Annotated in this window: 21 protein-coding genes; 7 read left to right on the forward strand and 14 right to left on the reverse strand. The window is 71.3% G+C overall.

All coding sequences use genetic code 11. The features are described from left to right. Positions 1 to 32: 32 nt before the first annotated feature. The gene (locus ACIBKY_RS33840; RefSeq protein WP_397103125.1) at positions 33 to 1,442 is read right to left on the reverse strand and encodes an MFS transporter; all 1,410 of its coding nucleotides are present in this window, start codon (positions 1,440 to 1,442) and stop codon (positions 33 to 35) included. A gap of 102 nt (positions 1,443 to 1,544) precedes the next feature. On the opposite strand from ACIBKY_RS33840, the gene ACIBKY_RS33845 reads away from it, so the two are divergent. Then, positions 1,545 to 4,304, forward strand: coding sequence for an ATP-binding protein (locus ACIBKY_RS33845; RefSeq protein WP_397103127.1), 2,760 nt, complete (start codon positions 1,545 to 1,547; stop codon positions 4,302 to 4,304). On the opposite strand, the gene ACIBKY_RS33850 is transcribed toward ACIBKY_RS33845, so the two are convergent. Further along, complete coding sequence (locus ACIBKY_RS33850) at positions 4,291 to 5,235, reverse strand: EamA family transporter (protein ID WP_397103129.1); 945 nt, start codon at positions 5,233 to 5,235, stop codon at positions 4,291 to 4,293. The two genes, ACIBKY_RS33845 and ACIBKY_RS33850, sit on opposite strands and share 14 nt — an antisense overlap. Before the next feature lie 42 nt (positions 5,236 to 5,277). On the opposite strand from ACIBKY_RS33850, the gene ACIBKY_RS33855 reads away from it, so the two are divergent. Continuing rightward, complete coding sequence (locus ACIBKY_RS33855; RefSeq protein WP_397103586.1) at positions 5,278 to 5,772, forward strand: MarR family winged helix-turn-helix transcriptional regulator; 495 nt, start codon at positions 5,278 to 5,280, stop codon at positions 5,770 to 5,772. Positions 5,773 to 5,781: 9 nt separating this feature from the next. On the opposite strand, the gene ACIBKY_RS33860 is transcribed toward ACIBKY_RS33855, so the two are convergent. The 4 genes from ACIBKY_RS33860 to ACIBKY_RS33875 all read right to left on the reverse strand — a co-directional run bounded on the left by ACIBKY_RS33860 (position 5,782) and on the right by ACIBKY_RS33875 (position 10,538). Next, positions 5,782 to 6,714 (reverse strand): hypothetical protein, encoded by a 933-nt coding sequence (locus tag ACIBKY_RS33860; RefSeq protein ID WP_397103131.1) that lies wholly within the window; start codon positions 6,712 to 6,714, stop codon positions 5,782 to 5,784. Between the two features lie 265 nt (positions 6,715 to 6,979). Further along, on the reverse strand, positions 6,980 to 7,789 hold the full coding sequence (locus ACIBKY_RS33865; RefSeq protein WP_397103133.1) for a CAP domain-containing protein: 810 nt from the start codon (positions 7,787 to 7,789) through the stop codon (positions 6,980 to 6,982). A gap of 483 nt (positions 7,790 to 8,272) precedes the next feature. Then, entirely contained in the window at positions 8,273 to 9,817 is a 1,545-nt protein-coding gene (gene dacB, locus ACIBKY_RS33870) for a D-alanyl-D-alanine carboxypeptidase/D-alanyl-D-alanine-endopeptidase (RefSeq protein WP_397103135.1), read from the reverse strand. A 79-nt stretch (positions 9,818 to 9,896) separates the two neighbouring features. Then, positions 9,897 to 10,538: an FHA domain-containing protein gene (locus ACIBKY_RS33875; protein ID WP_397103137.1), complete on the reverse strand. Its 642-nt coding sequence runs from the start codon at positions 10,536 to 10,538 to the stop codon at positions 9,897 to 9,899. On the opposite strand from ACIBKY_RS33875, the gene ACIBKY_RS33880 reads away from it, so the two are divergent. From ACIBKY_RS33880 to ACIBKY_RS33890, 3 genes are read left to right on the forward strand one after another with little or no spacing between them, the layout of a single operon-like run. Continuing rightward, positions 10,537 to 11,046, forward strand: a complete 510-nt coding sequence (locus tag ACIBKY_RS33880) for a PadR family transcriptional regulator (protein WP_397103139.1) — start codon at positions 10,537 to 10,539, stop codon at positions 11,044 to 11,046. The two genes, ACIBKY_RS33875 and ACIBKY_RS33880, sit on opposite strands and share 2 nt — an antisense overlap. Further along, positions 11,043 to 11,723 (forward strand): ABC transporter ATP-binding protein, encoded by a 681-nt coding sequence (locus tag ACIBKY_RS33885; RefSeq protein WP_397103141.1) that lies wholly within the window; start codon positions 11,043 to 11,045, stop codon positions 11,721 to 11,723. The genes ACIBKY_RS33880 and ACIBKY_RS33885 overlap by 4 nt, the downstream gene beginning before the upstream one ends. Then, positions 11,720 to 14,299, forward strand: coding sequence for an FtsX-like permease family protein (locus ACIBKY_RS33890; RefSeq protein ID WP_397103143.1), 2,580 nt, complete (start codon positions 11,720 to 11,722; stop codon positions 14,297 to 14,299). The genes ACIBKY_RS33885 and ACIBKY_RS33890 overlap by 4 nt, the downstream gene beginning before the upstream one ends. Positions 14,300 to 14,376: 77 nt before the next feature. Here ACIBKY_RS33890 and ACIBKY_RS33895 read toward each other — a convergent pair whose 3' ends face one another. From ACIBKY_RS33895 to ACIBKY_RS33905, 3 genes are all read right to left on the reverse strand, one after another. Then, positions 14,377 to 15,132 (reverse strand): class I SAM-dependent methyltransferase, encoded by a 756-nt coding sequence (locus tag ACIBKY_RS33895; protein ID WP_397103145.1) that lies wholly within the window; start codon positions 15,130 to 15,132, stop codon positions 14,377 to 14,379. Further along, positions 15,090 to 16,469: an MFS transporter gene (locus ACIBKY_RS33900; protein WP_397103147.1), complete on the reverse strand. Its 1,380-nt coding sequence runs from the start codon at positions 16,467 to 16,469 to the stop codon at positions 15,090 to 15,092. The genes ACIBKY_RS33895 and ACIBKY_RS33900 overlap by 43 nt, the downstream gene beginning before the upstream one ends. An 84-nt stretch (positions 16,470 to 16,553) precedes the next feature. Then, positions 16,554 to 17,417 carry a hypothetical protein gene (locus ACIBKY_RS33905; protein ID WP_397103149.1) on the reverse strand — a complete coding sequence of 288 codons (864 nt, stop codon included), beginning with the start codon at positions 17,415 to 17,417 and terminating at the stop codon, positions 16,554 to 16,556. Positions 17,418 to 17,693: 276 nt separating this feature from the next. Here ACIBKY_RS33905 and serA point away from each other — a divergent pair, with 276 nt between their 5' ends. Then, positions 17,694 to 19,283, forward strand: coding sequence for a phosphoglycerate dehydrogenase (gene serA / locus ACIBKY_RS33910; protein WP_397103151.1), 1,590 nt, complete (start codon positions 17,694 to 17,696; stop codon positions 19,281 to 19,283). Between the two features lie 429 nt (positions 19,284 to 19,712). On the opposite strand, the gene ACIBKY_RS33915 is transcribed toward serA, so the two are convergent. From ACIBKY_RS33915 to ACIBKY_RS33935, 5 genes are read right to left on the reverse strand one after another with little or no spacing between them, the layout of a single operon-like run. Beyond that, entirely contained in the window at positions 19,713 to 20,525 is an 813-nt protein-coding gene (locus tag ACIBKY_RS33915) for a class I SAM-dependent methyltransferase (protein ID WP_397103153.1), read from the reverse strand. A 10-nt stretch (positions 20,526 to 20,535) separates the two neighbouring features. Beyond that, positions 20,536 to 21,408 carry an ROK family protein gene (locus tag ACIBKY_RS33920; protein WP_397103155.1) on the reverse strand — a complete coding sequence of 291 codons (873 nt, stop codon included), beginning with the start codon at positions 21,406 to 21,408 and terminating at the stop codon, positions 20,536 to 20,538. Further along, positions 21,405 to 22,580, reverse strand: a complete 1,176-nt coding sequence (locus ACIBKY_RS33925; protein ID WP_397103157.1) for a sugar ABC transporter permease — start codon at positions 22,578 to 22,580, stop codon at positions 21,405 to 21,407. The genes ACIBKY_RS33920 and ACIBKY_RS33925 overlap by 4 nt, the downstream gene beginning before the upstream one ends. After that, complete coding sequence (locus ACIBKY_RS33930) at positions 22,577 to 23,287, reverse strand: ATP-binding cassette domain-containing protein (RefSeq protein ID WP_397103159.1); 711 nt, start codon at positions 23,285 to 23,287, stop codon at positions 22,577 to 22,579. Before ACIBKY_RS33930 ends, ACIBKY_RS33925 begins: the two co-directional genes overlap by 4 nt. After that, the gene (locus tag ACIBKY_RS33935) at positions 23,288 to 24,409 is read right to left on the reverse strand and encodes a sugar ABC transporter substrate-binding protein (protein WP_397103161.1); all 1,122 of its coding nucleotides are present in this window, start codon (positions 24,407 to 24,409) and stop codon (positions 23,288 to 23,290) included. It abuts the gene before it with no gap. A gap of 487 nt (positions 24,410 to 24,896) precedes the next feature. Here ACIBKY_RS33935 and ACIBKY_RS33940 point away from each other — a divergent pair, with 487 nt between their 5' ends. Beyond that, on the forward strand, positions 24,897 to 26,540 hold the full coding sequence (locus tag ACIBKY_RS33940; protein ID WP_397103163.1) for an ROK family protein: 1,644 nt from the start codon (positions 24,897 to 24,899) through the stop codon (positions 26,538 to 26,540). Positions 26,541 to 26,603: the final 63 nt, after the last annotated feature.

A 26,603-nucleotide genomic window follows, 5' to 3' on the forward strand; every position in this document is an offset into this window, starting at 1 on the left:
CGGTCACCCCTCAGTTGTCCACACGCTGTTCTTCAGACGCTGTCCTCGGCCAGGACCGGGGTCCTGGCCATGCCGGGCAGGCGCAGCGCGGCCAGGACGCCCAGCAGCGACCCGGCGGCGGCGACGTACGCGGCGACCGCGAGGCCGTCGGCTGTGGCCGCGCGCAGCGCCTCACCGGACAGCCCGCCCAGCCCGGCGTTGGCCACGGCCACCAGAACCGCCAGCCCGGCGCCGGAACCCACCTGGAGCGCGGTGTTGGCGATGCCGGAGGCGGTGCCCTGCTCGGAGCCGTCCACGCCGCTGCCCACCGCGTTGAACATGGCCGGGTAGATCAGGCCCATCCCCAGACCGACGACCACGATGCCGGCCAGCACGGTCAGGTACGACCCGTCCGCCGTCATCCCCGGCCCGAGCAGCGCGCTGCCCGCGGCGCCCGCGACGAGACCGGCGATGAGCGTGGTCCTGGTGCCCAGCCGGCCGATCAGACGCTCGCTGATCGTGTTGCCGAACGTGATGGACAGGGTCGGGCCGAGGAAGGCCACCCCGGTCTGCAGCGCGCTGAACCCGAGCACGCCCTGGAAGTAGAGCGTGAGGAAGTACGGGATCGCCTGGAGGGTGAGCCCGAACACCAGGATGACCACGGCGGCGGCGCTCAGGCTCCGGTTGCCGAACAGCCTCAGCGGCATCAGGGGGCTGGAGCTGCGTTTCTCCACCGCCAGGAACGCCGCCAGCAGGGCCACGGCCAGCAGGGCCGAGACGATCACCGGGGTCGAGGTCCATCCCGCCTCCGGGCCCTGGGCGACGGCGAACACCAGGAGCGTGACGCCGGCCGTACCGGTGAGGGCGCCGGGCAGGTCGAAGGTCCGCCCGCGCTCACGCGCGCCGTCGGCGACCAGCAGGCCGGGCGCGAGGGCGAGGCCGATGAGGGCCAGCGGCACGTTGACGAAGAAGACCCACTGCCAGCCGAGCCAGTTGGTGAGCGCGCCGCCGAGCAGCGAGCCGAGGCTCAGTCCCGCCGCACCGCCGGTCGCCCACACGGTCAATGCTCTGGTACGGGCCCTGCCGGCCGGAAACATGGTGTTGACCAGGGAAAGCGTGGCAGGCGCGAGGATCGCCCCGCCGAGGCCCTGGAGCATCCTGGCCACGATCAGCAGGGCGGGCGAGGGGGCCAGGCCGCCGAGCAGCGAGCCCACGCCGTACAGGCTGAGGCCGGCGGCGAACATCCTGCGCCGGCCCACCAGGTCCGCCAACCGGCCGCCGAGCAGCAGGAACCCGCCGAACAGCACCGCGTAGGCGCTCACCACCCACTGCAGCGAGTGCGGGGTGAACCCGACCTCCCGCGCGATGTCCGGCAAGGCGACGTAGACGATGGTGAAATCCAGAGAGGTGATCAGGTTGGCGAACGCCAGGAGAGCCAGGCTCATCCCACGTTTCTCATTCACGGTCAAACTCCTTAAAACGGCTGGTCACCACCGTAGGAAAGGTCTACGTACCGCGAATCAGTAGGATTTCTGGGTTGGGTTACGGAACTTCGGGGGTGTCCGGTGGGCCACGTGCTGCACGGCAGGCACGCCGAGCAGGCCGCGCTCGGGGCCTTGGTCGCCGACGCCCTGGAGGGACGCAGCGGAGCGCTGGTCGTGCGCGGTGAGGCGGGGATCGGCAAGTCGGCGCTGCTCGACTGGACCGCCGGGCGGGCGGCTGCGGCAGGGCTGCTGGTGGTCAGGGTGACCGGCATCGAGGCGGAGGCCGACCTCGCCTTCGCCGGGCTGGTCGGGCTGCTGTGGCCGTTGCAGTCCCGCCTGGATGATCTGCCCGAGGCTCAGGCCCGCGCGCTGCACTCCGTCCTGGGTGGTCCGGCGGCCGAGGAGGCGCCCAGCGACCGGTTCAGGATCGGGCTGGCCGTGCTGACGCTCCTGGCGGAGCTGGCCGTCGATCGGGCGGTGTTGTGCCTGGTGGACGATGCGCAGTGGCTGGACCGGGCCAGCGTGGACGCGCTGACCTTCGCCGCCAGGCGGCTCGGCGCGGACGGGGTGGCCATGGTGTTCGCCGCGCGGCAGGAGGGGTTCGACGCGCCGGGACTGGCCGAGCTGCGGCCCGGCCGGCTCGGGGCCGATGACGCCGGCCGGCTGCTGGGCGCGTACGGGCTGGCGCCGGCGTTGCGGGACCGTGTCCTGGCCGAGTCGGGCGGCAACCCGCTGGCGTTGCGCGAGTTCGCCGCCGCCGCGCCCGAGGGCGGGCGGGGTGAGCCGCTGCCGGTGGCCGATCGGGTGCTGGCGGCGTTCCGGGCGCAGATCGCGGTGCTGCCGGAACGGACGCAGCTCATGCTGCTGCTCACGGCCGCCGCGGGCAGCGCCCACGTCGAGGCCGGCCCCTCCGGTGCATCCGGCCGCTCTGGTGCTTCCGGCCACTCTGGTGCTTCCGACTTTTCCGGCCCTTCCGGCTCTTCTGGTGTTTCCGTGCCTTCCGGTGGTTCGGGGCGGGATGGGCGGGATCTGAGGGCGGTGCTGGCGGCGGGGAAGGAGCTTGGGGTGGGGCTCGACGATCTGCAGCCCGCCGAGCGCGCCGCCCTGATCCGGGTCACCGGCGCCGGGATCGCCTTCCGGCACCCGTTGATCGCCACCGCCGCCTATCGCGGCATGCCCATGGCACGGCGGATGGCCGCGCACCGGGCGCTGGCGGGCGCGGCCGACGACCCCGACACCCGCGCCCTGCACCTGTCCCTGGTCACGATCGCCCCCGACGAGGAGACAGCGGCGGAACTGGTGGCCGCCGCCGAGCGCGCCAGGCTCCGCACCGCCTGCGCCGCCGCCGCACACCTCTACCGGCAGGCCGCCCACCTCACCCCCGGCCCGGACGAGCGCGCCGTACGCCTGGCAGAGGCCGCCACGCTCGCCCTGTCCGCCGGTGACGTCGACCTCGCCGCCGACCTGGCGGGGCAGAGCCGCTCACTCACCTCAGAGGGGCCCGCGCCGGCGACGGCGGCGCGGGTGCGGGCCGCGGTGGAGCTCGAACGCGGCGACGCGGGCGACGCCGCCGCCATCCTGGTGGAGGCCGCCGGATCGGCGCCCGTGGGCGTGGCGGCCGGGATGTTGCGCACCGCGGCCGACTACGCCTGGTTCGCCGGGATGCCGGACATCGTGGCGGTGGCCGCCGACCGGCTGGAGTCCCTGGGACGACCGGACCCGGCGGCACACGGCATGGCCGCCCTGATCTCCGGAAACCACTCGCAGGGTGTCGGCCTGCTCAGGACCGCCGCGCGGGAGGACGGCGTACCACGGATGCGGGCCGTGCACCTGGGCTGGATCGTGGGCGACGACGACGCCACCCTCGCCGGGGCGGCCGAGGAGGTGGCCATGTGCCGTCGCTACGGTCTGGTCGGCGCGCTGCCCGACGCCCTCCAGGCGCTCGCCCAGATACAGGTCGTGGCCGGGCTCCATCGCGACGCCGAGGCGTCCGTGGCCGAGGCGGCGGCGATCGCCCGCGACACCGGGCTGCGGCGCCGGGCCGGGCAACTCGACACGGTGCTGGCCAGGATCGCCGCGATCGAGGGCGACGAGGAACGCTGCCTGGAGCTCACCCGCCATTCCACCGCCACCGGCCGGGTCGCCGCGGACACGATGCTGAGCCTGCTCGACCTGGGCCTCGGACGTCCCCAGGAGGCGCTCGACCGCCTGCTCGCCGCCCGGAGCGGGCCCGGCGGGCACGCGGGGGTGCTCATGGGCGCGACGGGGGATCTCGTGGAGGCCGCCGTCAGGGCCGGCGCGCCGGAGGCGGCGCGGGAGCCGTTGCGCGGGCTGCGTGAGTGGTCGGCCGCGGGCGGGCAGCCCTGGGCCCTGTCGATGGCCGAGCGCTGCCTGGCGTTGCTGACCGATGACGAGGCTCACTTCGCGCGGGCCGTACAACTGCATGAAGGGACGAGCCGGCCCTTCGAGCGGGCGCGGACCGAGCTTCTCTACGGTGAGTGGCTGCGGCGTGAGCGGCGCCGCGCCGACGCGAGGGGGCTGCTGGGACCGGCCTTGGAGACGTTCGAACGGCTGCGCGCGCGGCCGTGGGCCGAGCGGGCGCGCGCCGAGTTGCGGATCGCCGGTGGTTCCGCCGCGACGCCCGCCGCCGCGGACCTGCTCGACCGGCTGACGCCGCAGGAGCTCCAGGTGGTACGGCTGGCGGCCGACGGAGCCAGCAGCAGGGAGATCGCGGCCAAGCTGTTCCTGAGCCCGCGGACCGTCGAGTACCACCTCTACAAGGCCTATCCGAAGCTCGGCGTCTCCTCGCGCAGAGAGCTGATCAGGCTCACGCTCGCTTAGCCGTGGCCAGGGGCTCGGCCGCCGGGCCGGTGGGCGGCTCGGTGCGGCGGCGCGGCCGGGAGGCGCCCAGCAGGATCGCGCCCAGGACCGCCACGGCCCCGAGAAGCTGGCCGGGCGACAGCGACTGGCCGAGCGCCGCCCAGCCCAGGACGGCCGCCACCACCGGGCTGAGCAGGGCGAGCACCGTGACGCGGGTGGGGGCGAGCGTGGTGACGCCCCGGAACCACAGGACATACGCCAGCGCGGTGCCGACGAGCGTGAGGTAGGCGTATCCGCCGAGATTGGTGAGGGTGAAGGACGGCAGCGCGCCCTCGATCAGGAACATGAACGGCACCAGCAGCAGCCCGCCCCACGTCAGCTGCCAGCCGGTCAGCGCCAGCAGCGCGGTGGAGCGGTTCGCGAAGCCCTCGGGCGCGCCCCAGCGGCGGCCCAGTACGGTGCCCAGCGACATCACGCCCATCCCCGCGGCCGCCGCGGCCAGGCCGATCGCGTCCAGCGCGACCGTGGAGCGGAGCACGAGGAGCGCCACTCCGGCCACGCCGATGACCGCGCCGAGCATGGCCCGCCCGCCCGGCCGCTCACGCAGCAGCAGGTACGCCAAGGCGGCCACCACGAAGGGACCCAGTGCCCCGAGGACCGCGGCCACGCCGCCGGGCAGCCGGTAGGCGCCGATGAAGAGCAAGGCGAAGAACAAGCCGATGTTCAGGAACCCGAGCAGGGCCGAACGCCACCACCACGCGTGCTTCGGCAGCGCCAGCCGTCCGGCGAGCAGGGCCACGGTGGCGATCAGCAGCAGCCCGGCGGGCAACGCGCGGACGGCGGCGGCCAGCAGCGGCCTGTTCGCGGGCAGGAACTCGGTGGTCACGAGGTAGGTGGTGCCCCAGAGCGCGGGTGCGACCGCGGTGAAGGCGACAAGCCGAAAGTCTCTCATATCTAAGTATCTTAGCCTTAAGCTACTTAGATGCAAGCTACTATGGGAACCGTGGACGACGTCGACCGCATCATCGAGCAGTGGGCCCGGGAACGGCCCGACCTGGACACGCAGGCCATGGAGGTGTTCGGGCGGATCTACCGCATCTCACAGCGGATGGGGGCCCGGCAGGAGAAGGTTCACGCGCGGTTCGGGATCAGCAGGGGCGAGTTCGACGTGGTGGCCACGTTGCGGCGGTCGGGCGAGCCGTACCAGCTGTCGCCCAAGGCGCTGGCGGCGTCGCTGATGCTGACCTCCGGCGGGATGACCGGGCGGCTCGACCGGCTGGAGAAGGCCGGGCTGGTCACCCGCTCACCCGACCCCGACGACCGGCGCGGCCTGGTCATCACGCTGACGGCGCGCGGGCTGGAGGTGGCCGACCAGGCCGTCACGGCGGGGCTGGCGGCGCAGCGCGAGGTGTTCGAGCGGCTCCCGCGCCGGGAACGGGAGCAACTGCCCGCCATGCTGCGTGACTTCCTCGCCCTCCTGGACGGCTGACCTCCGGTCTTACCTGCCGGCCCGCAGGCTGTCGTACAGGGTCGCGTAGGTCGGGGCCAGGCGGCGCAGCGCCGTGGCCGCGGCCGGGTTGTCGCCCGTGGTGAGCGGATATTGGAAGGCGCCCAGCAGGCGGGCCTGGTCGCGGGCCACCGCGGCGGACTCCGGCAGGCCGAGCAGGCCGAGGCAGGCCGACGCGTCGGACAGCCGGCGCACGCCGACCCTGATGGCGAAGCCGGTCAGCAGCCCGCGGGTCTGGGGCGGCAGCCCGGACTCCACCAGGCCGGCGAGCGCGTGCACGGCCTCGGCGCCGCCGAGGGTGCCCGGCGGGACCGGCAGGTCGTCGCGCCCGGCCAGCCAGCGGGCCGCGCCGGGCAGCGAGTCGCGGAGCGCGTCCATGAACGGCACCTCGCGGACCCGGGTGAAGCCGGTGCGCAGGACGAAGCCCTCGGATTCGTAGCTGACGGACTCGGCCTGCCAGGACTTGAGGAACTCCTCGACGGGCAGCGTGGCGTACGGGAAGCCTTCCGGGTCGTGGAGGAGGACGGTGTCGCCGTCCACGGCGAGCACCATGACGTAGTGGTCGCCGCCGGGGTCCGGGGAGTAGGTCAGCAGCTCCATGTCGAGCGGGCCGGCCAGGGCGGGGCCACCGGTGGCGCGCAGGCGGGCCAGGGCTTCCGACGGGGTGCCGCCTGAGGTGCGTACGCAGGTCCAGCCGAGCGCTTCGATCGCCGCGTCCAGGCCGATCTCGGGGTCCCAGGCGTACGGGTCGAAGAAAGGGGTGTCGCCGCCGATGAGCTGTGCCCCGAACGGGGAGCCGGTCAGCGTTTCGATGACGCTCACGGGTGGCGCGTGTTCGCCGAGCGCCATCGCGAGCGAGTTGCTGTAGCAGTAGGGGCCGGAGCCCAGGTAGGTGAGCATGCCGGTCAGTGAACGGCCTGCCACGGTGTGAGGGTCAAGTCCGGCGGTCCGCGCCGCCCGCCGTACCGCTGAGGGGGGAGTGGCGGCAGGGTGTCCCGGGGGCGCGGACCGCTTGAGTGGCCCTCCGGCCCCTGTGCGGCAGGGGCGTCGAGGGCGCGGGCCCGCCCCCGATCCCTGTGCGGTAGGGACGGAGGGCGGGCCCGCATGGAGGGGAACGCCTGGGCGAGGTGGGATTCCGGCGCTTCGCGCACGGAGGAGGCCGCCCGGCGTTCCCGTGGCCGGGGTGGGGTCAGCGGCGGGCGAAGACCTGGGTCCAGTGCGGGCCCTTGGGGTCCTGGCCGGCGCCGATGTGGGTGTAGTTGCAGTTCATGATGTTCGCCTTGTGGCCGGGGCTCTTCATCCAGCCGTCCACGACGGAGGCGGCGGTGCGCTGCCCCATGGCGATGTTCTCGCCCCACGCGCTCATCGGGGAGAACCCGGCGGCCTTGATCCGGTCACCGGGGGAGCGGCCGTCCTGGGAGGTGTGGGAGAAGTAGCCCTTCGCGGCCATGTCGGCCGAGTGGCCCCTGGCCGCGGCGTGCAGCTTGGGGTCGTGGGTGAGGGGCTTGCAGCCGCCGGCCGCGCGGGCGGCGTTGGTGAGCTTGACGACCTCTTCCTCCACGGCCGAGCCGACGCCGCCGCCGTTCGTGGGGGTGGGCGTGGGCGCCGGGGTGCCCGTGGAGGTGGGTGACGGCGTGGGGGTGGGGGTCGGGGTCGGGGTGGTGGAGCACGACAGCCGCACGGGCCTGGACCTGCTGGTCTGGCCGGTGGAGTCGAGGGCGATCACGTAGAAGGTGCGGGGAGTGGTGGTGCAGCGGATTCCGGCCACGATGCTGCCGTTGGTGATGACCTTGGAGCCGCTCTTGACGGTGCGGTCGGGGCCCGGCCGGGCCTGCTTGATCCGTACCCGCAGGCGGGCGGGGTCGTCGCAGCCCTTGCGCGCGGCAGCCCCGCGCACCATGCCCTTGCCGTCGATGTACGGCTTGGCCGCGACGATCTGGCAGAGCTCCGCGCCGGCGGTGGGGGTGGCGGCGTGGGCGGCCGTGACGGAAGTGCTCAATGCCGCCAGACTTCCGAGGCAGGCAAGTGCCTGGAGCTGTCTGCGCACGTTGTCCTCCGATGGGGGGTTAGACGCTGCTTCGAACCCGCATTCTGGTGCGCACACATCGGGCATGTCCCGAAAAACCGTCCTATACCTGGAGTCCCAGGTGTCCCATTCGTAACAAAACTCCCCCGCACCTGGGTAAACCTAGATCCCGAGCCGCGCGTCTCTCCCAAAACTCTTGGGGTTACGGCAAGCCGCCTCACCCCCACCCGCCGCCGTGCGTAGACGCCGATCGTGGGGTCGCCTCTCACGTCGCACGTGGTCCCCACCGCAACGGCCCACCTCAACCGGCCAAGTGGTCCCAAACCCCGTAACCGGCCGGCTGGGCGGGCGTAACGGCGGCCCGCCATGCGCGGCCTGCCTGCCGTGACCCTGGAATGCCCCCAGCCCCGTGCGGGGGTGGGGGCGGGGTGGCTTGCCGTAACGGATGAAAGGGGGTTAGCAGACGACGGGCTTGAGCCAGGAGCACTCGAGATCGCCGTGAGCGGGCGACGGTGCGGACGAACGGAGCTCGGCCGACGTCGCCGGGCTGGTGCGGGAGAATTGGGCCAGGCGGATGGCGATCTTGTCTTCGATGTCCTTGGGGGCGCCGGACAGGTACTGGTTGAGCATGATCGAGAACACCAGCGGCTCCCCGTCCGCGCTCGTCACATACCCCGACAGGGCGGTGACGCCGGTGAGCGAGCCCGTCTTGGCGTGCACGTTTCCGGCGGCCGGCGTGCCGCGCATGCGGCTGCGCAGCGTTCCGCCCACGAGGCGGTCCTGCTCGCCCGCGATCGGCAGCGAGTCGTAGTACGCGGGGAACCACGGCTTGGCCCGCACCGCGCTCAGCAACTGCGTGATCGACGTGGGCGTGAAGCCGTCGCGGCGGGACAGGCCGGAGCCGTCGCGCATGTTGATGATCTGGACGCCGTTGGCCTTGGCGAAGTCGGTGCTGACCTTGAGGCCGGCCGGCCAGGTGCCCTGTCCGGCGACCTTGCGTCCCATCGCCTTGACGAGGATCTCGGCGTGGATGTTGTTGCTCAGCTTCATGAACGGCACCAGCAGCTCGTTCAGCGGCATCGACTCGTGCTCGGCCAGCTCGGCGGCCCCGGAGGGCGCGGCGGCGGAGGTGGTCGGGCCGAGTACCTTCACCCCGTGCTTGGCCAGCGACTTGCGGAACAGCGTGGACACGTAGGCCGTGGGGTCGTCGACGGCCACCCACTCGTCGTACGGGCCGGCCACGGTGCCGGTGATGACGACGGTCCTGGTGCCGTGCAGGCGTTCGATCAGCACGTTGGTCTCGGCGCCCACCGTGGCCCGGTTGACGATCTTGAAGTAGTCCGTCTCGGGCGTCGTGGAGACCTTTACCGCGGAGCCCGCGGCGGCGACCGAGACGACGATGGAGCCGGCGTCGTAGTCGCGGTCGGGGGAGGCGGTCAGGGCCGAGATCGGCGCGGCGTAGTACGCGGTCTCGTCGTCCCACGCCCAGTCGTTGCCGAGGCGCTGACCGTCGAACCAGGTGTCGTCGGCGACGAGCTTGCCGGTGACGAGCTTGATGCCCTTGCCCGCGACGGCGGCGGCCAGGCGGTCGTAGTCCTCGGCGAGGATGGTCGGGTCGCCGGTGCCGCGCAGGACGAGGTCGCCGGTGAGGACGGAGCCGACCTTGCGGCCGGAGGACAGCACGGAGGTGGTGAAGCGGTAGTCGAGGCCGAGTGTCTCGGCGGCCGCGGCGGCGGTGAACAGCTTGGTGTTGGAGGCGGGGGTGAGTAACTTGCCGGCGTCGGTGGCGTAGAGCTCCTCGCCGTTGGCCGCGCTCTTCACCACGACGCCCGCGCGGGCGATGGTGAGGCGGGAGTCGGCGAGGATCTTGTTGATGTCGGTGGCCAGGTCGGCCACGCCGGCGGCCGGGTCGAGCGCGACGGCCGGTGTGGCGGGGGAGGAAGCCCACGCGAGGGCCGCGACGAGCGCGCCCGCGGCGAGGGAGGCGGAGGTGCGCCGCATGTGATCTCCAAAGAGCTGAGAGGACTCGCTCGGATCATCGAACAGCGCGGGAAGCCTGTAATCCGCAAATCTCCGTATTTTAGGCGGAGGGTTGACCCGAGGTCAGAAGGAAACCACAGTCGCCGAAGGAGATCTCGTCACCCGAGCGTACCCTCGCCGGGCCCACCAGGCGCCAGCCGTTCAGCCGGGTGCCGTTGAGCGAGCCCAGGTCGACCAGCATCCATCCGCCGTCGTCCTCGCGCCGCAGCTCCGCGTGGATGCGTGAGACCGTCAGGTCCGACAGCACGAGATCGCAGGCCGAGCCGCGGCCCACGACGTAGCGCACCCGCTCGTCGTCCGGCAGCGCCAGCCGGGGCAGGCGCGGACGCCGCCACGCGGCCTGCACGCGGGTCGTGAGGTCGGACACGGCCGAGACCATGTCGGTGAGCCGCTGCCGCAGGGTGGCTCTGCGTGGCAGGTCGGCGACCAGTTCGTCGAGCTCGTAGCGGTTCTGCGCGCGCAACGCCTGATCCACCCTGCCGACGAAAGTGTCGTGAGAGATGCGTCCCTCGACTGCGCGGTCACGGAGCTCGCTGATCGCGCGATCACGTTCCCCGTCGGATGCGCGGAACGGGGGATGCGTCGAGCTCATCCCCTGAGTATCGGCCTGAGAAGCGTTCCCTGTCCAGAATACGAGGATCTCTTGCGATACGCATACTGAGTATGCATACTCAGTATCCATGTCGATCAGACACGGAATGCTGGCACTCCTGAGCGCCGGGCCGCGTTACGGCTACCAGCTCAAGCAGGAGTTCGAGGCGTCGACGGGGGCGACCTGGCCCCTGAACATCGGCCAGGTCTACACGACGCTCTCCCGCATGGAACGTGACGGACTGGTCGAGCCCGGCGGCGCCGACGACCAGGGGCGATCCGTCTACACGATCACCGAGGCCGGTCGGGAGGATTTGGAGCGATGGTTCAGCACCCCCGTCGGCCAGTCCGACCGGCCTCGGGACGAGCTCGTGATCAAACTGGCCATGGCCGTCGCCGCCCAGGACACGGACGTGGCCCGCGTCATCCTCACCCAGCGCACCGCCACCATGCGCGCGCTGCAGGACCTGACCAGGGCCAAACGGGCCCACACCGGCGGGCTCGCACAGCGGCTCGTCCTCGATTCGACGATCTTCAAGGCCGAGGCGGAACAGCGCTGGCTGGACCACTGCGAGGCCGTTCTCAAGGAGAAGGCATGACCGTGGTGAGTCTGCAGGACGTGGCCCGCGTGCACGAGGAGGTGCGCGCGCTCAACGGGGTGAGCCTCGACGTCTCGCCCGGCGAGCTGGTCGCGGTGATGGGCCCGTCGGGCTCCGGCAAGTCGACCCTGCTCAACCTCGCCGGCGGGCTCGACCGGCCCACCTCGGGCCGCGTCGTGATCGAGGGACAGGACCTGGCCGAGGTGGGCGACCTGGCCGCGCTGCGCCGCCGTAACGTCGGATATGTCTTCCAGGACCTCAACCTCATCCCCTCCCTCACCGCGGCCGAGAACGTGATGCTGCCCCGCGAACTCGACGGCGTGCGCACCCGGCGGGCCCGTGAGGATGCCCTGGCCGTGCTGGCCGAGGTGGCGCTCGACCACATCGCCGACCGCTTCCCCCAGGAGCTGTCCGGCGGCCAGCGCCAGCGCGTGGCGATCGCCCGCGCCCTGGTCGGGGAGCGCCGTCTGCTGCTGGCCGACGAGCCGACCGGCGCCCTCGACACCGCCACCGGCGATGAGATCCTCCAGTTGCTCCGTGGCCGCTGCGACGCCGGGGCGGCCGTCCTCCTGGTCACCCACGAGCCCCGGTACGCCGGCTGGGCCGACAAGGTGGTCTTCCTGCGCGACGGCGAGATCGCGGACTCGACCGCGGTCCCGCTGGAGAGCGCCCGATGAGCGCCTTCCGCGCCGCGCTGCGCATCTCGCGAAGGGACGGCCTGCGCGCCAAGGGACGCAGCGCGCTGGTCATGGTGATGATCGCGTTGCCGGTGTTCGTCTTCACGGCCCTGCTGACCGGCATCGACACCAGCCAGGTGAGCTCCCGCGAGGGCCTCGGCACGCGCCTCGGGTCGGCCGACGCCCAGATCATCACGCAGCGCAGCCGTTGGCCGCTCGTTCAGAACGTCTCCGGAGAGCGTGTCAACCCCACCGACCGCAGCGACCTGGACATCAAGCCCGGCGAATGGAAGATCGAAGAGCTCGCGGCGGTGGCGCCGGGCGGCCGCCTGATCACCTACGACAACGGCTCGGTCGACGTCCGCGTGGGCGCCACCCACATGAACGTGTCCGCGCTCGAGATCGACCTGCGCGACCCCATGACCCGCGGCATGCGCGAACTCGCCGGGGGCCGCTTCCCCTCCGCGCCCGGCGAGGTCGCGGTCTCGGCCACACTCGCCGGCAGAGGCATGCGGCTCGGTGACACCCTCCACGTGAGCAGGCAGTACCGGCCGGTGAAGGTGGTCGGCGTGGTCGCGCACCCGTTCGAGCCCTTCAGGACCGAGCTCGTGGGCCTGCGTGGCACCATTCTGTTCGACAAGCGCGACGGCCAGGGGACCGGTTTCCTCCTCGACGCCGACGCCCCGGTGCGCTGGCCCGCCGTGGAAAGGCTCAATCAGGCCGGCCTGATCGTGCACTCGCGCGCCGTCATCATCGACCCGCCACGCGACACGCCTTCCGAGCGCACGTTCAACGGGCCGGACGACCGCACCGTGATCAACGTCGTCTCGCTCGGAGCGGGCGTCGTCATGATAGTGCTGGAGACCGTACTGCTGGCCGGGCCCGCCTTCGCGGTCTCCCTGCGGCGCCGGCGCAGGGAACTGGCCGTGTATGCCGCCCAAGGCGCCTCGCCCGGCCATCTGCGGACGATCGTGCTGGCCGACGGCCTCCTGCTGGGCGGCATCGCGACCGTCGCCGGTCTCGTGCTCGGCCTCGCGGGGGGTGTCGCGGGAGCGTCGATCATGCCCTTCGTGTCGACCGTGGGCCCGGTCGACATCCCATGGCTGTATGTGGCGGGCATCGCCCTGCTCGGCCTGGCCAGTGGCGTCATCGCCGCCCTGGCGCCGGCCGTCCAGGCCGCCCGGCAGTCCCCCTCCGAGGTGCTCGCCGGCCGCGAGGACGTCCTGTCGCGCGAGCGTGCCGGCAAGCCCGTGCTCGGACTGGTTCTCGTGCTCGCCGGCCTGGTCGCCACGTACTTCGCGCTCCGGTCCTACTTCACGATGATCCTGGCCGCGGCCGTCCTGGTGCAGCTCGGGCTGGTCGCGCTCATGCCCTGGCTGGTCCGCCGCAGCGCGGGACTGGCCGCGCGGCTGCCGCTCTCGCTGCGCCTGTCCGTCCGCGACGCCACCCGCCATCGCGTCCGTACGGCTTCCGCCGCCGCCGCGGTCATGGGCGTGACCACCACGCTGGTGGCGGTGGGCATCGCCTTCACCAGCCTGGACGCGCAGTCACGCGACAGGTACGACGCCAGGATGCCCGCGGGCACGGTCTCCGTCTCAGCGATCACCGCAGACGACCGGAGCTGGGCGGAGTTCCGGGCGTCGGTGGAGAGGAGGTATTCGGGGACGACGTTCGTGACCGGCTACGCCGTACACAACAAGAAGGGCAGGGTCGGCAGACTCGGGCTTTCCACTCCTGTGAAGGTGTGCAAGGAGTGTTCCGAGGCTTTCATCCTGCAGGACGTACCGGTCGGTGACGCGGACCTGCTCGCCCTCGTCCTGGGCCGCAGCGACGCCATGGCCGAGGCGGCCCTGGCGGAGGGAAAGGCGATCGTCTTCCACCCCGAAGCGGTGAAGGACGGCCGGGTAAAGCTTGAGTTCCTCGGAGGGAGCGGCGTGGAGGCGCTGCACGCCTGGGTTCCCGCGATCACGATGCGTCCGCCCGACCACCTGCTCAACGGAGCGCTGATCCCGCCCGCCGCCCTGACCAAGGCCGGTTATCGGGTCAGCCCCCGCATTCTGTACGCCGCCCACACCCCCGCCGATCCGACGGCGTTCAAGAAGGAGCTGGAGTCGTTGGCCTGGGGCGCCGACGCCTGGGTGGAAACCGGCTACCGCAACGACTTCGAGGCGCTGTTCTGGGCCATGGCCGTGGCGGCGCTGGTCCTGGCCCTCGGCGGCACCTTCGCCGCCACGGGGCTGGCGGCGGCCGACATGCGGCGCGATATGGACACCATGTCGGCGGTGGGCGCCCCGTCCGTCACCAGGCGGCTGGTCGTCGCCGCGCAGGCCGCCTACATCACGCTGCTCGGCACCGTGATGGGCCTCGGGGCGGGGACGGTCACGGGCATCGCCTGGGCCTGGTCGGAGATCTCCAATAGTTCCCTCGGCAGCGAACCGAAGCCGATCAGCCTGAGCCAGATCGCCATCCCGTGGGCCCTGCTGGCCGTGACGGTGATCGTCCTGCCCCTGGTGGCGGCGGTGATCGCCGGAGCGTTCACCCGCACCCGGCTCACACTGTCACGCAGGATCGCCTGAGTTCCCCCGGCAACCCCATGATCGTGCAGGGCCGAGATCAGCGTGGACACGCTCGTCCTCAAGGCGACCGATGAGGACTAGGCCCTGCGGGTCACCCGGATCTTCGACTGCTTGTGCCGGAGGTTCTCCCAGTCGGCCATGAAGACGGCGTCCAGGTCGTGGCGGTCGGCCAGGGCGACGAGGGTTTCGGTGCGGTAGTAGAAGTCCTCCCGCAGCACCTGGTGCTCCTTGCCCTCGGTGCGGTCGAAGGTGAAGTCGAACCACCCCTCGGGCTTCATCACCCGCCCCACGTGCCGGAAGCACTCGTCGATGACCTCCAGCGGCGAGTGTGAGAAGACGCTGTGGGCGTGCACGACGTCGAAGTGCGCGTCGGGCAGGAAACCCAGGCGCAGGTCGCGTACCGGCGTCAGGTGGGGCAGGCGGGCCTGCAGCCCGTGTGTCACCAGGGTCTCCTGGGCGGCGACGAGGATGTCGGGGGAGATGTCGAGGCCGTAGTAGTTGCCGGGATCCAGGTAGTCGATGAACAGGCGGCCGGCGCGCAGGTTGCCGCAGCCGATCTCCAGCATGCGGTGCTCGGGGCTCAGGCCGTGGCGGACCAGGTAGTCGAACTGCATCTGGCCCAGCCTCATCCAGCGCTCGTGTGACTTGGAGCCCACGGCCGCCTCGGCGCTGCGGGCGGTGTCGGACCTCATGACCGCCCGGTAGTAGGCCACGTGGTCGTCGGTGCGCAGGCGCAGCCAGGTGTCGCGGCTCAGCCGCCGCAGGTGGGGGAAGATCCGGTCCGGATGCCTCAGGGCATAGCGGGCCTGGTGGTAGAGGCTTGATCGGTCCATGGGACGTCCCTCGGCAGGCGGTACTTCAGTGTCATGAAAACAGACAACAGGATGATTACCGAGGGCACCACGGTCTGACCGAGCAAAACTGCGGTAACCGCAGTGTCAGGTTGCGTGACGGGGCGGCTCGGATCGGACTCGATGAAGCCGCCGATCGACAGCACCGTCCCGAAGAACAATGCGCCGAAGGAGGCGATGCCGCTCTCGATGGCCGTCCACAGCCCGGTGAACACCCCGGCGCGCCGTTTGCCGGTGACCGCGGCGTCCACCGCGACCACGTCGGCCAGCATCGAGAACTGCAGCAGCTGGACCCCCGCGATGCCCGCGCCGACCAGGAGCAGCGTCAGATGCGCGTAGATCGGCCCCAGCACGGGCGTGGCGACGGCAAGCGCCGTCCCGCCCGCGTAGATCATCGCGGCCAGCACCATGGCGCCGCGCTTGTCGAAGCGCTTTGACAGCCACACCCAGATCGGCATCGTCAGCAGCATCGGCCCGACCAGCACCGCGAAGAGCGTGGTGGTCGCCTTGGGGTTGCCGACCGTGTACGCGGCGAAGTACGGCGCGGCGGCCAGCATCATGCTGACGGCCAGCATCTGGGTGGAACTCAGGGCCAGCAGCCAGATGAAGGCCCGGTTGCGCCGGACCGCCTTGAACTGCTCCCACAGGCGGCCGCCGTCGGGTTCGGGGGCGCCGGTCATGGGGGCGCGGGCCGTACCGAAGAAGGAGCCGAGCATCGCGGCGAACATGATCACCGCGATCGTCACCGCCATGAGGCGGTAGCTGCCGAGTGTGCCGTTCTCGCCCTGGCTGTTGACGATCGAGGGGGCGAGGATGCCGCTGATGGCGGTGGCGGCGCCGATGAAGACCATGCGCCACTGCAGCAGCGAGGTGCGCTCGTGGTAGTCCTCGGTCATCTCGGCGGGCATCGCCTTGTACGGGACCTCGAACAGCGCGTACGCGGTGGCGGCGAGCAGGAAGCAGGCGCCCACGTAGAGGGCGGCGGGCAGGCCGCGCAGCGGCGGACCGGCGAAGACGGCGACGAAGGCCAGCGGCAGCGTGAGCGCGCCGGCCAGCATCCACGGACGGCGCGGCCCGAGGCGCGATCGGGTGCGGTCCGACCAGCGGCCCACCAGCGGGTTGATGACCAGGTCCCAGACCTTGGGCGCGGCCACGATCGCACCGGCCAGCCAGGCGGGCACGGCCAGGAAGTTGGTCATGTAGTACAGCAGCAGCAGTCCGGGGACGGCGGCGAACGTGGCCGTGCAGAAGGAGCCGACGCCATAGCCCAGCCGCACGCCGCGCGGGACCGTGGGGGCGTGCGCCGCCGGTGTGATCATGCCTCACATTCAAACCTACCGAGCCCTTGCTCGGTAAGGCCCAACGCCCGGGACCGGCGCTCGCCCGATCCCGGGAAACGTCGCTCAGTCGGTGACGTCCGCGCAGACCACGTGCGCGCCGATCTCCACCATGCGCTGCTCGCTGCGCGCGTCGGCCACGCGGGCCATCAGGATCGGCGCCCCGCTGGCGGCGAACTGCGGCAGCCTGGCCCGAGCGCCCCTGTGGAGGTCGCGCACCACGTCCTCGGCCGCCGACATGTGCACCTTCACGTGCAGCATGATCCCCGTCGCGCCCGAAGCGGTGCGGGCCTCGGAGATCCACACGTGGTGCACGAGCGGGTAGTCGCCCAGCAACTGGGCGATCGCCTGGCGCAGCGCGGGCAGGATGGGATGGGTGCAGCGCCGGTAACCGGGATCCACCTGCTGCATCGGCCCGGACAGGTGCGGGCGCGGCGCCGGGATCCACGGCTGGGCGGGCGCCTCCGGCATCATGGCGGTCTTGTGCGCGGGACGGAACATGTCCGCGCCGCGCGAGACCGTCGCCATCGCACCCGTCGCGTAGGCCGCCGGGGCGGCGGCCGACAGCACCGGTGTGGGTCCCGTCCTGGTGGATCTGAGGAAGCGCTGCAGATCGTCGATCGGTACGGCTGCCGCGGCGGGCCCGGCAGCGTCGATCACGATCTCGCGCACCCCGGTGACCCGCTGGATGTCCAGGATGGTGTCGGCGTCGCACGCCGAGAGGGAATGGCTGCCTCGATGCCGGGCGTAGGTCATCGGGCTGGTGTACCCGAGCAGTACTCGGTCACCTGCCTGTGTCGTGCCGAGCACGACTGATCGGTCTGGCCGCACGGCAACGAGGACTCCACCATCACTGAGGGCGCCGAGCAGGCGATGGGGACTGCCATGCTGGGCGAGCACGTCGGCGAGAGCGGGGTTCCCGATGCTCATATGACGAACCATAGGTAGTTGGCCACGGCTTATCAGGCTAATAGCGAATAAATCTCCCGATCAAGACAAAGATGGCCGCGGGATGGATGAGTTTCCCCGGAGTGGGGTACTCGTCACCCTCGTATCCCCCGTCCCAGCTGCGGTATCAGCGTGCTGTACGTCTCAGATCCCAAGACCCTCGTGAACGCGTTCACAAGCGCGGATACACTCTGAGGGATCCCGAGGGGCCCGCCGCAGTGCCCCTCCACAGCCCGCCGCATGCCTTAAGGATCCACTGTGAACAAGCCCGTCGTCCTGGTCGCCGAGGAGCTGTCCGAAGCAGGCCTCGCCGTGCTCGCCGCGGACTTCGAGGTCCGTCACACCGACGGCGCCGACCGCTCCCAGCTTCTGCCCGCCATCGCCGACGTGGACGCGATCATCGTGAGGTCCGCCACGCAGGTGGACGCCGAGGCCATCGCCGCGGCGCCGAAGCTGCGCGTGGTCGCCCGCGCCGGTGTCGGCCTCGACAACGTTGACGTCGATGCGGCCACCAAGGCCGGTGTCATGGTCGTCAACGCGCCGACCTCCAACATCACCAGCGCCGCCGAGCAGACGATCGCGCTCATTCTCGCCTCCGCCCGCAACACCGCCCAGGCCCACTCGGCGCTGAAGAACGGCGAGTGGAAGCGGTCCAAGTACACCGGTGTCGAGCTGGACGAGAAGGTCGTGGCCATCCTCGGCCTGGGCAAGATCGGCCAGCTCGTGGCCCAGCGCCTGCAGCCGTTCGGCGTCGAGCTGATCGCCTACGACCCCTACCTGCCGCCGGCCCGCGCCGCGCAGATGGGCGTGCGGCTGGTCAGCCTGGAGGAGGCCATCAAGCAGGCCGACTTCATCACCGTGCACCTGCCCAAGTCGAAGGAGACCCTCGGTCTCATCGGCGACAAGGAGCTGCACGAGGTCAAGCCGAGCGTACGGATCATCAACGTCGCCCGCGGCGGCATCGTTGACGAGGGCGCGCTCTACTCCGCGATCAAGGAGGGCCGGGTCGCCGGCGCCGGTCTCGACGTGTTCGCGAAGGAGCCCTGCACCGACAGCCCGCTGTTCGAGCTCGACCAGGTCGTCGCCACCCCGCACCTGGGCGCCTCCACGCACGAGGCCCAGGAGAAGGCCGGCACGCAGGTCGCGCGGAGCGTGAAGCTGGCGCTGGCCGGCGAGTTCGTGCCGGACGCGGTCAACGTCCAGGGCGGCGCGGTCGCCGAGGACGTCAAGCCGGGCCTGCCGCTGGCCGAGAAGCTGGGCCGCGTCTTCACCGCGCTGGCCGGCGAGGTCGCCACCAAGCTCGACATCGAGGTGCGCGGCGAGATCGCCTCCCAGGACGTGCGCGTGGTCGAGCTGGCGGCGCTCAAGGGCGTCTTCGCCGACGTCATCGAAGAGCAGGTCACCTACGTCAACGCGCCGCTGCTGGCCAAGGACCGCGGCATCCACGTCGAGCTGGTCACCAGCTCCGACAGCCCCGACTGGCGCAACGTCGTCACCGTCCGCGGCGTCCTGGCGGACGGCCGCCAGGTCTCGGTGTCGGGTACGCTCTCCGGCCCCCGCCAGGTCACGAAGATCGTCGAGGTCAACGGCTACGAGATGGAGATCGAGCCGACCGCGCACCTGTCGTTCTTCACCTACACCGACCGCCCCGGCATCGTCGGCGTCGTCGGCCGCCTGCTCGGCGAGCAGGGCATCAACATCGCCTCGATGCAGGTGGCCCGGGACACCAAGGGCGGCAAGGCGCTCATCGCGCTGACCGTCGACTCGGCCATCCCGGCCGACGTGGTGGACCAGATCGTCACCGAGATCGGCGCCGACAGCGGCCGCTCGGTGGACCTGGAGGACTAGCCCACAGCCAAAGGCGGCCGTCGTGGAACATTCCACGGCGGCCGCTTTTCTTGTCTCAGCATGCGAGATGCTAGGACATCCAACGAGATCCCGAGGTACGCTGGCGGCAATGCGCCAGGTTCTCGTACTTATTACCTGCCGCGGCGGGGCCTGTTGAGGGCAGGTCGACCACTCGCCGCGGTGTGCGGCGTTGCGTCGGCCATTCAAGACCCTTTCCCACCGGATCCGTGACCCGGATCGGTTGGACCAGGCTCGGTCCGACCCGTGACCGGGGTCCGGCCTCCTTCTCGAAGTACGCCCGCGTTATGAGATGAGTCGCATCATGTACGAGATGTATCCCTGGAACCCGGCCGACGAGCACGAGGAAGAGGCGGCCGAAGCCGTCCAGTTCGCCCTGGACCGGCGCGACAACGGCGGCGCCCCCTCCCGCTAGAAGTTCAGGCGGTAGAACGTCGCCATTTTCCTGAGGGTGGGAATCAGCCTCCCCAGGCCCGCCAGCAGGCGGTACTTGAAGCCGAGCGCGGAGTATCCGCCGAGGTCGAGGGCGCTCATCGTGGTCACGCACCGCAGCCTGGGATGGATCGACTCCAGCTCCGCCACGGAGTCGATCCCCCAGTGGACCTTGGCCCCCGCGGTCCGCATGGCCTTGTTCAGCTTCTGCAGCTTCATGCCCCGGCGGCTGAGCGTCTCGAAGACGAACTGGCCGAGCGGGAAGCGCTCCACGATCGTGTGGAAGAGCGCGCGTCCCTCGTCCTCGCGCAGGTAGTAGACGAGACCTTCGGCGACGACCAGCACCGGCCGGTCGGCGGGCACCTGCTCCAGCCAGGCCAGGTCGGTCACCGACGAGCCGATCACCGCGTAGTGCCCGCGCCGCGGATAGAGCTTCTCCCGCAGCTCGATCACGTCCGGATAGTCCACGTCGAACCACCGCACGCCCGGCCCCGGATCCAGCCGCCACGCGCGGCTGTCGAGGCCGCAGCCGAGGTGGAGAACGGTCGCCTCCGGATGCGTGGCCAGCCACTCCTTGGCCCACACGTCGATCTGCCGCGCCCGCAGCGCGACCGTGTACTCCTCGCCGGGCCGCAGCCCCGTCCGGCGGAAGTCGAAGTCGATCTGCCCCACGACCTGGATCGCCATCGTGTCGTGGAGGATCGAGGCGGACGACCTGGCATCCAGGGCCCGCCCCCACAACGTCGCCAGCAGCGTGGCCCGCTCACCACTGAGCCGTACCTTCGTCGCCATGCCCGCCAGGCTAGGTCGCGGCGTGGGCCAGTGCGAGGGCTCCCAGCAGCGGGGCGTCGTCGCTGAAGCGCGCCTGCCGTACCTCAGGTGCGAAGGGTACGGCCCGCCGCACCTCGGCCACCAACCCCGGCATGATCACGTCGGCCGCTCCCATCATCCCGCCGCCCACCACGAGGCGCTCGGGATCGACCATCACGCACAGGTTGGCCACGCTGACCGCCAGCAGCCGCAACGCCTCCGCCACCAGCTGACTGACCGGGTCCCCGGGATCCGCCGCCCGGGAGTAGTGGGTGAGGAGATGGGCGGTGGTGACCGGACGGCCCAGCAGGGCGGAGGCGCGCCTGGCCAGGCCGCTGCCCGACACCCGCTCCTCCAGCGGCACATGACCCTCGGCGAACGCCGGTTCACCCGGCTCCACCTGCAGGTAGCCGATCTCGCCCGCCGCGCCGTGCGCCCCCGGCACCACGGCCCCGCCGACGATCAGGGCCGCGGCCAGGCCGGTGCCGAGGTTCAGGTAGAGGCCGGTGGAGACGCCGCGCAGCGCGCCCCAGCGCAGTTCGGCGGCGGCCGCGGCGTTCACGTCGTTGTCGATGGCCACGGGGGTGTCGCCGAACTCCTCGGCCAGCAGCCTGGGCAGTTCCAGGCCGTCCCAGCCGGGGACGTTCGGCGACAGCCGTACCACGCCGTCGCGGATCACCCCCGTGGTCGAGAAGCCGACCGCGGACGGATGCCGGTCGAGGCGGCGGGCGGCGGCGAGCGCCCGCGCGAGCGCGTCAGGGCCGGTGTCCAGACGCTCGCGCGCGGTGACCTCGGGCCCGTCGGCGCCGGAGACCCCCACCGCGATCTTCGTGCCGCCGACGTCGATGCCCAGCACCTGGCTCACCTGACAGGACCCTTTCTGGCGAGGGAGTCGATGGCGACGGCCAGTGCGAGCACCGCGGCCGTGACCATGAGGCGGACCGATGAGTCCACGCTGAGCAGGAACATACCGCTGGTGATCGACTGGATGACCAGCACCCCGAGGAGCGCGGCGTAGGCCCGGCCACGCCCGCCGAACAGCGAGGTGCCGCCGATGACCGCGGCGGCGATCGCCATGAGCAGGACGTCGCTGCCACCCGACTGCTGGTTGACCGCGGACAGACGGCTGGCCGCCAGGATCCCGCCGGCCGCGGCGAGCGTCGAGCCCAGCATGAACGCCAGGACGCGGATCCTGGTCACGTTGATGCCCGCGCGCCTGGCCGCCTCGGCGTTGCCGCCGACCGCGTACACGTGCCGGCCGAACGCGGTGTGGCGCAGCATGAGGTCGAAGCCCACCACCAGCGTGCCGAAGATGACCAGCAGCAGCGGCACGCCGCGGTCGGCCGACATGATCAGTACGCCCGCGCCGAGCAGCACCGCCAGCCCCGCCGAACGCGCCCCCAGCCACCACGCGGGCGTGACCGGCAGCCCGGCCCGCGACCGCTGGACCCGGTTCAGCAGGCTCACGCCGCCGGAGCCGAGCACCAGCCCCGCCACCACCAGCCACGACAGCCAGCCCGGCAGCCAGGTATCGCTCAGCTTGGAGATGAAGCCGGTGAACGGCAGGTTGATCGTGCCACCCTCCCGCAGCAGGTAGAGCAGCAACCCCTGCCAGCCCATCAGCCCGGCCAGCGTGACCACGAACGACGGCATCCGCAGCCGGGTCAGCATCAGCCCGTGCAGCAGCCCGATCGCCGCCCCCGCCACCAGCGCGAGCCCGATCGAGGCCAGCGGATGCCAGCCCTGCTTCACGTTGACGATCGTCATGACCGTCGCGCACAGGCCGCTGACCGATCCGGCCGACAGGTCGATCTCGCCCAGCAGCAGCACCATGATGATGCCGAGCGCGATCGTGCCGGTCGCGGCCATCTGCAGGGCCAGCGTGGTGAGGTTCTGTGCCGAGAGGAACCGGTCGTTGAGCGTGCTGAAGATGATCGCGATCGCGACGAGCGCGCCGACGACCGGCCACGCGCCGATGTCACCGCGCTTCAACACCTTCATGGGGTACGGCGTGCGCAGCGTCGTGTCCGGGTTCATGCTCCCGCTCCTGTGATGGCGGCGACGATCTCCTCCTGGGCGGCGGTGGCCGTACCGAAGACTCCCGCGTTGCGGCCCAGGCGCAGGACGGCCACCCGGTCGCTCACGGCGCGCACGTCGGCCAGGTTGTGCGAGACGACCAGCACCGCGAGCCCGCGCTCGCGCAGCCGTCCGATGAGCGCGAGCACCTGCGCGGTCTGCTCCACGCCGAGCGCGGCGGTCGGCTCGTCCAGGATGACCAGGCGCGGCGAGCCGAGCAGCGCCCGCGCGATGGCCACCGACTGCCGCTGGCCGCCGGAGAGCATCGCGACCGGTACCCGGATGTCGCGGATGCGCACGTCGAGCTGGCCGAGCAGGTCGCGGGTGGCGCGCTCCATCCGGATGTGGCGCAGGAAGCGGTCCTCGGCGCCGAGGAAGAGGTTGCCGACGACGTCGAGGTTCTCGCACAGGGCGAGGTCCTGGTAGACGGTGGCGATGCCGAGGGACTGGGCGTCGCGCGGGCCGCCGATCCTGACCGGCGCGCCGTCCACGGCGATCGTGCCCGCGTCCGGGACGACCACCCCCGAGATGGTCTTGACCAGGGTGGACTTGCCCGCGCCGTTGTCGCCCATGAGCGCGACCACCTCGCCGGGCCGCAGGTCCAGGCTCGCCCCGTCGAGGGCCTGGACCGCGCCGTACCGCTTGGTGATCCCCGATGCGGAGATCATCTACTGGATGCCGTTCTTCTCGCAGGCCGCCTTGACCTCGGCGGTACAGATCTGCTCGACCGTGTAGAACCCGTCCTTCACGATCGTGTCCTTGACCTTGCCGGCGGTGACCGGGATGGGGTCGAGGAGGAAGGCCGGGATGTCGGCGGCGCCGTTGTTGACCTTGGCCGGGGCCTGCGGGGTCTCGCCGTTGGCCAGGGCGACGGCCAGCTCGGCGGACTTCTCCGCCTCGGCCCTGATGTTCAGATAAATGGTCATGTGCTGTTCGCCGGTGAGAATGCGCTGGATCGCGGCGAGTTCGGCGTCCTGGCCGGTGATCGGCGGCAGCGGCGCGTACCCCGCGCGCTTCATCGCCGCGATCGCCCCGCCCGCCATGCCGTCGTTCGCGCTCAGCACCCCCACGATCTTGTCCCGGCCCAGCGCCGTGATCGCCTGCTCCATCTGCTGCTGCGCCTTGTCCGGGCTCCAGTCCGGCGTGTCGAACTCCCTGCCCACCTTGACCTTGCCGTCCAGAACGCTCTTGGCGCCCTTCTTGTAGTCGGCCGAGCTCGGGTCGGTGGGGGAGCCGTGGATCATCACGATCTCGCCCTTCGCCGTCGTGCCCTTGGCGTCGAGCGCGTCCAGCAGCGCCTGCCCCTGCATCTCGCCCACCCGCACGTTGTTGAACGACACGTAGTACGCGTAGTCGATCCCCGAGATCAGCCGGTCATAGGCGATGACCGGGATCTGCTTCTGCTTGGCCTGATTGACCAGCGGCGCCACGGCGGCGGCGTCCACGGCGTCCAGGACCAGAACGTTCGCGCCCTGGGTGATGGCCGCCTCGACCTGCTGTTGCTGCTTGGCGGCGTCCTGGTCGGCGTTGCTGTAGAGGATCTCGCAGGTCGCGCAGAGCGCCTTGACCTTGGCCTCGAACAGGGGCCGGTCGAAGGCCTCGTATCTGGTCGTCTTGGACTCGGGCAGGAACAGGGCGATCTTCTTGGCCGTCTGTCCTGTCTGTCCTGCCCGTCCTGTCTGTTCGGCTTGGGATGGCTGGGCGCTCGCCGTCGTACCCGCGCCGCCGCTGCCACATCCCGCCAGCAGCAGCATCGCTGCCGCGACGGGGACCATCACTCCTCGGTACATCGCCCATCGTTCCTCTCGAGTGCAGCCAGACCCCCGGGTCCACCCACCTTCCAACCAGCCCTTCTTCACCGGCTCGCCTCCTACGCCAGCCCTGCCCTTGTGCCGGACCTGCCGGACCTGTGCCGGACCTGCTTGTCCTGTGCCGGCTCTGTGCCGGACCTGCCTGTCTGGTGCTGGACCTGCGGGACCTGCCGGACCTGCCTGCCCTGTGCCGGACCTGTCGGCCCTGCCGGCCCTGTGCCGGCTATGTGCCGGACCTGCCTGTCCGGTGCTGGACCTGCCGGCCCTGCCGGCCCCTGCGCCGGATCTGCCTGTCCTGTGGTGGATCTGGCGCTCTGGCGGCCACGCTCGTCTTTGCCCTTCTTGTGCCGCTCTTGTTGGCTCAGCGCAGCCCCTGGTTCGGTTGGCCTGTGGGAAGGTGGTTGGTAAGAAAGGTAATTTACTATCCCGCGCGTTGGCTAGAGTCTGCCGTGAAGGGGAGGTCGCGGTGCGAAGCGAGCTGGGAAACCCGCGGTTGCTGCGGGTCATGAACGAGCGGCGCCTACTGGACCAACTCCACCGGGAGGGCCCCGCGTCCAGAGCCGACCTCGCCAAGGTCACCGGCCTGTCCAAGCCCACCGTCTCCGCCGCCCTGGCAGGACTGGAAGAAGACGGACTGGTCCACCTGGTGGGCGAGGTGTCCGGCCGCCCCGGCCCCGTAACCTCCCTCTACGACGTGAACGCCGCTTCGGCCCACGTCGCCGGCATCGACATCGGCCGCGACTGGATCCGGGTGGCGGTGGCCGATCTCCGGGGTACGTTCGCCGGCCGTACCGACGGCCGGAACACCGCGCGCACCTCGGCCGAACTGGCCGAACTCGTCGCCCGCCTGGCCCGCGCCGCCGCCCACGAAGCCGAACTCGACTGGCCCGCGATCGTCTGCGCCGTCGTGGGCTCCCCGGGCGTCTACGACCCGAACGCCGGCCGCCTGGACTTCGCCCCCAACCTCCCGGGCCCCGACCTGGCCGACCGCCTGCGCGCCGCCCTCAACGTCGACCTGGTCATCGAGAACGACATCAACCTCGCCGCCGTCGGCGAACACGCGTACGGCGAGGGCAAGGGCAAGTCCAACTTCGCCCTGGTCTCCATCGGCACGGGCGTGGGCATGGGCATAGTCGTCAACGGCGAACTGTACGTGGGCGCCAGGGGCGCCGCCGGCGAGGTCTCCTACCTCCCCGCCACCGACGACCTCCCTCCACCCACCCCAGAACCCCCAACCCCCAACCCCAATCCCCCAACCCCCAACCCCCCAGCAACCAACCCCGGCCCCAACCCGCCAGCAACCAACCCCAACCCCGGCACCAACTCCGGCCCCAACCCCGGCACCAACTCCGGCACCAACTCCGGCCCCAACTCCGGCACCAACTCCGGCACCAACTCCGGCACCAACTCCGGCACCAACTCCGGCACCCGAGCCACACCTGCCGCAGGGTCTGCGCCCGGCAGCCCGCTCCCTCCCGGCGTTCCCGGCACGGGGCCCGCGGGTGAAATGCGGTCCGCGCCCGATGTCCGGCGTGCTTCCGAAGCGAGCTTCCCCGACACGCGGCACACGCCCGATACACGGCCCGCGCCGGATCTGCCGTCCGAGGCTCCGGGTGCCGGATCTGCCGGGGCATCGGTTCGGGCCGCGCGAGAGGCGTTCCCCGGTGTGGTGCAGGCGGTCGGCGTGGACCATGGGGATGCGAGTGTGCGGGAGCACGGGGCAACCGAGACCGTGGCCGCGGCGCCGGGAGTGGTGCGGGCGGCACGGGCCGCAGGGCTGTCCCTGGGAACGGCCAAGGAGATCTTCGCCGCCGCGGAACGGGGTGATCCGGCAGCGCTGTCGGTCGTGGCAGCGGAGGGCCGGCGGATCGGCGGGCTGCTCGTGGCGGTGGCCGCCGTCCTGGACCCGGAGGTGATCGTCCTGTCCGGCGGCGTAGGACACAACCTCGACCTGCTGGGCGACGCCATCCAGCGCCGAATCGGCGAACTGGGCCCCCTCCGGCCCACGATCGTGGCCAGCGCTCTGGGTGACAGCGGGGTGTTGCTGGGCGCGGTCGCCCATGCGAGAAGCCGCGCCTGGGACCTGATCTTCTCCACCCGTATGGGCTGAGATCAGCGGGGGCACGCCGGGCACCGCCTTGTACGTGCGCTTGTTACGGCGGCCGGCCATCCC

The organism is Nonomuraea sp. NPDC050394, from assembly GCF_044459065.1.
Classification (GTDB): domain Bacteria; phylum Actinomycetota; class Actinomycetes; order Streptosporangiales; family Streptosporangiaceae; genus Nonomuraea.